The sequence below is a fragment of the Candidatus Electrothrix sp. genome (assembly GCF_052785085.1).
Genome location: NZ_JALAAI010000148.1, coordinates 1 through 8,549, shown reverse-complemented (window position 1 = coordinate 8,549; position 8,549 = coordinate 1). Strand labels below are relative to the sequence as shown.

The 8,549-nt window shown below is 45.0% G+C and carries 7 protein-coding genes; 5 read left to right on the top strand and 2 right to left on the bottom strand.

The window, feature by feature from the left end:
* Positions 1 to 137 precede the first annotated feature (137 nt).
* Positions 138 to 362 carry a hypothetical protein gene (locus tag L2082_RS17085; RefSeq protein WP_446012021.1) on the bottom strand — a complete coding sequence of 75 codons (225 nt, stop codon included), beginning with the start codon at positions 360 to 362 and terminating at the stop codon, positions 138 to 140.
* A gap of 272 nt (positions 363 to 634) precedes the next feature.
* Between L2082_RS17085 and L2082_RS17080 the strand changes: the two genes are divergently transcribed.
* The 4 genes from L2082_RS17080 (at position 635) to L2082_RS17065 (ending at position 5,498) form a co-directional block, all read left to right on the top strand.
* The gene (locus L2082_RS17080) at positions 635 to 2,173 is read left to right on the top strand and encodes an Eco57I restriction-modification methylase domain-containing protein (RefSeq protein ID WP_446012020.1); all 1,539 of its coding nucleotides are present in this window, start codon (positions 635 to 637) and stop codon (positions 2,171 to 2,173) included.
* Positions 2,174 to 2,176: 3 nt separating this feature from the next.
* On the top strand, positions 2,177 to 3,163 hold the full coding sequence (locus L2082_RS17075) for a BsuBI/PstI family type II restriction endonuclease (protein WP_446012019.1): 987 nt from the start codon (positions 2,177 to 2,179) through the stop codon (positions 3,161 to 3,163).
* A 14-nt stretch (positions 3,164 to 3,177) separates the two neighbouring features.
* Positions 3,178 to 3,831: a histidine phosphatase family protein gene (locus tag L2082_RS17070; protein WP_446012018.1), complete on the top strand. Its 654-nt coding sequence runs from the start codon at positions 3,178 to 3,180 to the stop codon at positions 3,829 to 3,831.
* A gap of 305 nt (positions 3,832 to 4,136) precedes the next feature.
* Entirely contained in the window at positions 4,137 to 5,498 is a 1,362-nt protein-coding gene (locus tag L2082_RS17065; protein WP_446012017.1) for a nitrogenase component 1, read from the top strand.
* A gap of 60 nt (positions 5,499 to 5,558) precedes the next feature.
* On the opposite strand, the gene L2082_RS17060 is transcribed toward L2082_RS17065, so the two are convergent.
* Positions 5,559 to 6,503 (bottom strand): tetratricopeptide repeat protein, encoded by a 945-nt coding sequence (locus L2082_RS17060; RefSeq protein WP_446010867.1) that lies wholly within the window; start codon positions 6,501 to 6,503, stop codon positions 5,559 to 5,561.
* Between the two features lie 468 nt (positions 6,504 to 6,971).
* Between L2082_RS17060 and nifB the strand changes: the two genes are divergently transcribed.
* Positions 6,972 to 8,249 (top strand): nitrogenase cofactor biosynthesis protein NifB, encoded by a 1,278-nt coding sequence (nifB, locus tag L2082_RS17055; RefSeq protein ID WP_446010868.1) that lies wholly within the window; start codon positions 6,972 to 6,974, stop codon positions 8,247 to 8,249.
* Positions 8,250 to 8,549 lie beyond the last annotated feature (300 nt).

Genomic DNA, 8,549 nt, shown 5'->3' with positions numbered 1-8,549 from the left:
CGCACTCTCTGGCACTACATTAAGAATCCGAAAATCTGTGATGAGTAATTACAGATATTTGAAAGAGGAGCAAGGCCCCAAAAAGGACTTTTTTTCGTGTTTTGAGCACAAATCCTACGAACTTGGGTTAAGCATATTTAACCCAGAGGCATCCCAAAGCGGCTTGTCAAGGAACTCTGCCAACACAGCAGCATCCTGCAGGCAAACAGAGACAGCATTGCAAGACGAAACTCCATACGGCCATGATCAATACTGACCAATTTATGGCTCAGGATATTTGATCCACTTTTTTTAACAAGAGTCCATTTCGTCTGCTGGGCTATAGGGTCATCAAGGAAAGATCGTTCGCCGCTGCTCTCCATGATCTTTGTAGCTCTTGGGTGTATTGACCTTTTTACGTACCATTCCAATAAGTATTTAATCATTGCAAAAAAGGTTGAGGAGGAGATAATTTATTATACAGCTATCTTAAACAGCAGCCCTTTCATTTGCAATGCAAAATCTCTGGGCAATTTCCCATTGACATGCTACCTTATTCAATCTACAAAAAAAGGAGCGTTGTAAACCCATATAATGCTGTATCCTGCGTAAGCACCGCAAACGCGCAAAGAGCACCAAACGTAGAGAGATAATTTTGTATCAACAATCACTGATTGATCCCAAAGATGATATTACCAGTCTTCAAAGTGCATTTTTACGCAGGAAAACTGCGCAAGCACGCAAGACTCTAGGTCAATTCTTTACCGGGTCCGTAGTATCTGACTACATGGCTTCTTTGATCAACAAGCCTGATACTGAAATTGTTCGTCTTTTGGATGCTGGCGCAGGAACCGGCATTCTGACTGCGTCTACTGCGTTGCGCTGTTTAGAGCTTGGCTGCACAACAGTTCATGCTGTTCTGTATGAACTGGATAGCGAAGCCATACCAAGCCTTGACCAAACGCTCAGGATTGTTCAAAACACTTTCAATCAGCAACATGGAATATTCAGCTTTGACATACGCTGTGAAGATTTCGTGCTTGCAAGACCGGATAAGGATAAACATATTCGGCGATTCGATGTTTCTGTTATCAACCCGCCATACTTCAAGTATAATGTGAAAAATTCACCGTATGCCAAGGCAGCTGCTGACCTCTATCACGGTGATCCGAACATTTACGCATCTTTTATGGCAATTGCCATGGCTTCGATAAAGGACGGTGGACAAATGGTCACCATTACACCCCGTAGCTTCACAAACGGCCTGTATTTTAAAGGGGTTCGTTCATACCTGTTAACCCGATCAGCTTTAGACCTAGTACACATCTTCAAGCACAGGAATAAAGTATTCAAAAATAACGATTCAGCAGTACTTCAAGAAAATATCATTTGCCGATTCATCAAAGGGAAAGAACATAAAACCGTAACTGTCCGTTCAAGCGATTGTGACGCCCGCATTTACAATGCTGAAGAAGAAAAATACCCGCTCGAATTGATCATTGATTCGTCCAATGACCAGCGCATTATCCGTATTCCTGAATCATCCTATGAAGCCAATATCTTACGTCAAGCTGAAGCCTTCCCAACTACCTTTGAAGGTGCTGGTTATTTCATCTCAACCGGTCCAGTGGTTGAACACAGGACACAAGAGTACATCACAGAAGACACAAGTACACCTGATTCTGTGCCGCTGTACCGTCCGCACAATATTACACCATTGACAGTAACATGGACCGGAACCCACAAAAAGGAACTATCTTTCAAGCTGAACATAGGACATGAAAAACATACCATTAAAAATGGTACCTTTGTATTATTGAAACGCTTTTCTTCTAAAGATGAAAAACGTCGTTTGGTCTCAGGGGTATACCTCGAAAGCACCCACAACTGTAAAGTCATCGGCTTTGGCAACAAGACAAACTACATCGGCGTGAAAGGCGAAAAACTCACAAAAGTTGAAGCATACGGCCTTGCAGCTGTGTTTAATTCTTCATTCATAGACAAATATTTCAGATGTATTTCAGGGAATACCCAAGTTAATGCAACTGAAATCAGAGTGATGAGATTCCCAACACGAGAACAGGTGAAACAAATAGGAGAGCAGGCGCAACAACTCAAGACAATTGAAACAAACAAAATTGATTTGCTCGTCAATCCGGTACTTGGAGTTATGCACTCTGATCAACAGGAGTAACACTTGAAATTCAGCAAACAACAACAAGAAAAACATGAGCAGGCAAAAGCATTGCTGACTGCACTGGGATTACCAAAAGCACAATGTAACGACCGTTCAGGATGGGTGTTTTTGGCACTTGCTCATGTAAAACCTTCTGATAGCTGGAAAGACGCAAGTGCGCCGCTCTTACCCACTGTGAACATTATGGAATTCATCCGTAATGAATACGGTATGGACTACAAGCCGAACAGTCGTGAAACGATTCGCCGCCAAACGCTTCACCAATTTGAACAGGCGCGGATAGTTGACCGGAACCGTGACGATCCAACCAGGCCAACCAATAGCAAAGACAATAACTACTCACTGAATCAACCAATTCTTGCTATTTTGGCTGAATATCCTGACGGCGGGTGGCTGACAAAAGTACAGGAGTATAAAGAGGCCGTAACCGAACTGACAGCATTGTATGAACGCACTCTTGAGAAAAACAAAATACCAATCAGCCTGCCCAACGGGGATACGATCAAACTGTCACCCGGCAAACATAACCAACTTCATGCTGACATAGTACATGAATTCTGTTCCCGTTTTGTAGGTGCCAGTGGTCGCCTGTTGTATATCGGAGATACCGCCAGTAGTCGCAATGAAGGCGGAAAGTTACTGTTTATGGAAGCCGAATATCTCGAATCATTGGGTGTTCCACCCATGTCACATGATAAACTGCCTGATGTGATTGTGTATGATAAAGACCGCGAATGGCTGTTTTTAATCGAAGCGGTTACAAGTCACGGCCCTGTTTCGCCTAAGCGGTGGATTGAACTCGAAGAAGCCTTCAAAGATTGCAAGGTTAGTCGTGTTTACGTTACAGCCTTTCCAGGCCGTGCCGAATTCAGAAAAAATGCGGCTGACATTGCATGGGAAACTGAAGTCTGGATTGCAGATAATCCAGACCACATGATTCATTTTAACGGTGACCGTTTTCTGGGACCATACCAAAAAAAGAACTAACAGAAAGGATACCCGTGCGAATCACTCTAGTGCGACATGGACAGCCCGACTTTAACTGGCAAAAAAAGGTACGAGGCTCTGATTTCAGGAAAATAGAACGTGCCTATGACGCCGCAGATATTATTGATACCCCGCCTGAATCCTCACGGCGTCTCGTGTACTCCCACCGGGTTATTGTCAGCAGCACCCTGCCCCGTTCCATCCAATCAGCACACGCACTTGGTGTCCGAACAATACACCTCTCATCGCCACTCTTTCGTGAGATAAAATTACCCTACTTTGACCGTATAACAATCCGGTTACCACTCAGGTTATGGGTGCCAATACTTAGAACACTCTGGTTGCTCGGATATTCAAACCATACAGAATCATTACCAACAGCACGAGCACGCACCCAGGCAGCAGCAAACCAGCTCATTACCCTGGCAAGAGAACATAAGAGTGTTCTCTTGGTCGGACACGGTACACTCAACCATTACATAGCCAAGGAACTCTTGGCAGCAAATTGGACTGGTCCCAGAAGCCCAGGGAGGAAATATTGGGCATTCGGTACCTATGTGGACAACCGTATCATGACAAAGTTGTCTCCTTTAGAAAGAGGATTACCTCGAAAAGCGCAACAGGCAGCCATTGCCCTTGTCAGCAAGAAATCACACGAGAAAAAATGACCCGGTAAAAACACGCTACAAAAGCTCTTCTCTTCCCAAAAAAGTTTCTTGCTAAGGCAAGATATCACCAGCCTGTCAATCCCGCTCTTTATAATGTACACACCTCTACATTTCTATACACTTCACGTCTTTTACTGTCAGCAACAAGACAAAAACGTCACACTCCCTTAACAAAAGTATATCAAATATACATTATGTTGCTTTGGTAAGAGATCGTATCTTATGCAAGAAAGTTGTAACGCACATTTCTGGCACAGGTGTTGCAAAATTAAATCAAACAAGTCATTCACAAGGAGCCATAAGCCATGAGCAAAAATCATCCTGATTATATATCCACCACCAACGCCTGCAAGCTATGTAAACCCTTGGGTGCCTGCCTGGCCTTTAAGGGGATTGAAGGCACTGTTCCCTATCTGCACGGTTCCCAGGGCTGCGCCACCTATATGCGCCGCTACATCATCAGTCATTATAATGAACCGATTGATATTGCCTCCTCCTCCTTATCCGAGAAAAACGCCATCTACGGCGGAGGACCGAACCTGAAAATGGGCCTGACCAATGTAGCGGAAAAATATCAGCCTGCAATGATCGGCATCGCCACCACCTGCCTGACCGAAACCATTGGCGATGACGTCCCAATGTATCTTAAAGAATATAAAAAAGATACAGAAGGTTCAGAAGGATTACCCGAATTCATTGACGTGTCAACGCCCAGCTATTCTGGTACCCATATGGAGGGTTTTCACGGAGCTATCCATGCTGTGGTCAAACAACGTGCCAAGGGCGGTCCAAAAAACGAAACTGTCAACCTGCTGCCCGGCTTTGTTTCTTCTGCAGATTATCGGCTCCTGAAAGAGATCATGGCGGACTTTGGGCTGGACTGCACCATGCTGCCGGATCTTTCTGAAACCATGGATCGCCCTGCCCTGTTGGAATATGAAAAGGTGGCCAAAGGAGGCACCCCGCTTGCAGCCATTGAAGCAATGGGATGTAGTCGAGCCACCATAGAGTTTGGTCGAACCCTGAGCAATGAAAAAAGCAGCAGCCTGACTCTTAAGAAAAAATTCAACACTACCCACCATCGCCTGGGCATACCCATTGGCATTGAAGAAACAGATCGTTTCTTTGCCCTGCTTTCTTCCCTGAGCGGTCGCCCGGTCCCGGAAAAATACGCCAAGGAGCGCGGTCGTCTGGTAGATGCCTATGTGGACGGCCATAAATATGTCTTTGGTAAAAAGGCCATAATCTATGGCGAGGAAGATCTGGTGGTGGGCATGACCGCCTTTCTGGCTGAGATCGGCATCTTTCCGGTGATCTGTGCCTCCGGCGGCACATCAGGCAGATTAGCTGAGGCCATTGCTAAGGTCACGGGTGAGATCCTGGCAGAACAGCCGGACATCCATGAAGGGGTGGACTTTTTTGATATTGCTGAAATGGTAGAGGATTTAGATCCTGATCTGTTGGTCGGGCATTCCAAGGGTTACCCCCTTGCCCGAAAGTTGAACATTCCTTTGATTCGGGTAGGGTTTCCTATCCATGATCGGGTAGGGGGGCAGCGGGTTCTGCATCTTGGCTACAGCGGGGCCCAGCAGCTTTTTGATATGGTGGCTAATGCCATGATTTCTAAAAAACAGACTGATTCTACAGTGGGTTATTCCTACATGTAACAGAACAGAGCAGGGGGCGGTTGTTCTCCCCGCCGTCTTCTGCTTTTTCTCCTGAGCCTGTTACTGCTTGTCTTCGTCCATATATTCAGCAAGCTCCTTGTAGTACTCAATCGTTTTAAGCTCATCAACCTGTATCTTTTCACCTTCCTCCAACAATTCGACAATAGCTCTATTTGTTATAGCAGGCGCATACGCCGGGTCAACCTCCAGTGCCTGATCAAAAAAAGACAAAGCTTTTTCTTTTTGCCCTAAGAAGGCATAGCATAGAGCAAGGTTTCCATAGGTCTGCGCATTGTTTTTGTTCAGACGTAACACCTTGTTAAATCCAATAATTGCCTTTTCATACTCACGGTTTTGCAAGAGCGCAAAGGCGCTGTTAAAAGCATCGTTGGACTCCATATATTTATCTAAAGACAAACCATCATTTTTAAGGATACTTTCAGCTATCTCCTTTAGGAATACTTTTGCAGATTGAACAAAATCTTCCTCTGGGTCACCAAATTCAACAACTTTCTGCAAAGACTTGATTGTTTCAGCAGTGTCCAAGAGATGCTTGTAAGAAGTCCCTCGATTAAACCAGGCTTCAGTAAAATAGGGAAATATTTCTAAACATCTATCAAAATAACCTATGGAATCGCTATAGTTCCCTTTCATAGCCTGCAAAGTGCCCATACCATATTGGACGACAAACAGATCAGGGTGCTCTTTAATAAGCTTGTTCAGTATAGCCTCACCTTCAGCAAATACCCCCTTCTCTGCACAGACCAAAGCCTTTTCTACCTCATCATCAATCTCCGGATCAATCTTTGCTATGAATTTCTTCTGTTGCGATTTTTTCTTTCTCTCCAGTGAATATTGCTCTGCCTGGGCATAATGAGTGCAGCCCTCACAATCAGCATTGCGAATTTCAGCACAACAGCGTGGGCAGATAAATGTTTTATCTTGGAACTTACACAAACGCTTACCCTTCACCTTCAGACAAAGACTACATTTATTTTTCTTCATATCATTCCATTCTTATTAAGAATAAGTACCCCAAAAAAAATCCCCGGAACCAGTATGAGCAAAAAAGTATAACGTTTTAGAGTAATGCACAAGACAAAATTTTCATTCAATTTCTCACAGGCCTGTTCTATTTCCAGAATATATCCAACAAAATTACTTCTAAAAAGAGAATCCCCCCTCTCTCAAGGGGTGAAAGGATACAAAGACGACACAAAAGATACATCTATTCACTTTTGTCAACAAGCCGACATCCAAATAAACAGTACCTTTTATCATCTTTCAAAAAACGCAATCCAATATACTAATAAGTTTAAATAAAAATAAAAAAAAGACACTGGCACAGCAATTGCTTTTCTACAGACATGTACCATGCAGTCACCTCAGCAATGAAACACTCTTAACAAACATACATTATTTCGAGCACAGAGAATTTTCTTGATAGCTCATATTTTACATAAGGAGCAATAGATGAATACTATCGACTTTAATCGTCATCCATGTTTCAACGCCAAGGTCAAGGGACAGTACGGCAGGGTTCACCTCCCGGTTGCTCCAAAATGTAATATCCAGTGTAACTTCTGTAACCGTAAGTTTGACTGCGTCAATGAGTCACGACCTGGAGTAACCAGTACCATCCTGACCCCAAAGCAGTCCCTTGAGTACATGACCAAGGTGCTGGAAAAAGAACCCCGGATTTCTGTTGCAGGCATCGCAGGTCCTGGTGATCCTTTTGCCAATGCTGAAGAAACCCTGGAGACCATGCGCTTGATTCGAAAGAAATTCCCAGACACTATTCTCTGTCTGGCATCCAACGGCATGAACCTGGCACCCCATGTAGAAGAACTGGCTGAAATCGGAGTGTCCCATGTCACAGTGACTGTCAATGGCGTTGATCCGGCAATAACAGAAAATATTTATTCATGGGTACGTGATGGTAAGGTGCTCTACCGGGGAAGGCAGGGCGCAGAGCTGCTGCTGGCTCGTCAGCTCAGTGCTATTGAAAAATTGAAACAACATGATATCACGGTTAAAATAAACAGCATCCTCATCCCTGGCATCAACAGTCACCATATCATTGATATTGCCAAGGCCATGAAGGAACTGGGGGCAGACCTGTTTAACTGTATGGCTATGCTGCCCAATGCTGATACGGTCTTTGAAAATGTCCCTGAACCTTCCAAAGAGACCATGAAAAGAACCCGCAATGAGGCTGAAAAATACCTGCCCCAGATGCGACACTGCACTCGGTGTCGTGCCGATGCTGTGGGCCTGCTTGATAATGATAAAACCCAGGAAATGCACGGCTGCCTGAGTGCCTGTGCCAAACTGCCCAGACATACAGAAGTAGCGCGTCCCTATGTTGCTGTTACCACCCAGGAAGGGGTCTTGGTCAACCAGCATCTCGGTGAAGCCACTCGTTTTCAGATCTGGGGAAAAAATGAAGAAGAAGGCGGCTACAAGCTCATTGAAGAGCGTCAGGCCCCTCCGGCAGGTGGCGGCACTCAGCGCTGGTTGAATATCAGCAGAATCCTCAATGATTGTCAGGCAATCCTGGTCAGTGACCTGGGCGATGGTCCCAAGGAGGCACTCAAAAAACGAGGACTTAAACCGATTACCATGTCCGGCTTTATTGAAAAAGGACTTGAGGCAGTCTACACAGGCAAGGGCTTGTCTTCCCTGCAGGGGCGGATGCGTAAATGCTCCACTAAGGGAGAATGTTTGGGCACAGGAACCGGTTGCGGTTGAGATTGGCACCGGTAGTACACTTGACAGAGGGTTGAGTTTTTCATCAGGGATTCAACAAGAAATACCCTATCCATTATTTCGGGTGGCGTAGGGGCGAATCTATGTGTTCGCCCTTTTATGCCGGGCAGACACGCAGACCTGCCCCTACAATTCCGCACCTGACTTTTTGAGCTTTCCTTGACGGAAGGCTTTTTTTATTTCATCGTAGAAAACCACCCCCTCTGGGGGTGGTCAGAGTTCAACGGCTCTGCCTGTTGAACAGTCATGTTTTCGCAAAGGGCAGGTTATGTAGATGTCGCA

Coding starts and splice junctions, on each gene's coding strand:
- L2082_RS17085 (WP_446012021.1), bottom strand. CDS start 362: ATGGAGAGCAGCGGCGAACGATCTTTCCTTGATGACCCTATAGCCCAG.
- L2082_RS17065 (WP_446012017.1), top strand. CDS start 4,137: ATGAGCAAAAATCATCCTGATTATATATCCACCACCAACGCCTGCAAG.
- L2082_RS17060 (WP_446010867.1), bottom strand. CDS start 6,503: ATGAAGAAAAATAAATGTAGTCTTTGTCTGAAGGTGAAGGGTAAGCGT.
- nifB (WP_446010868.1), top strand. CDS start 6,972: ATGAATACTATCGACTTTAATCGTCATCCATGTTTCAACGCCAAGGTC.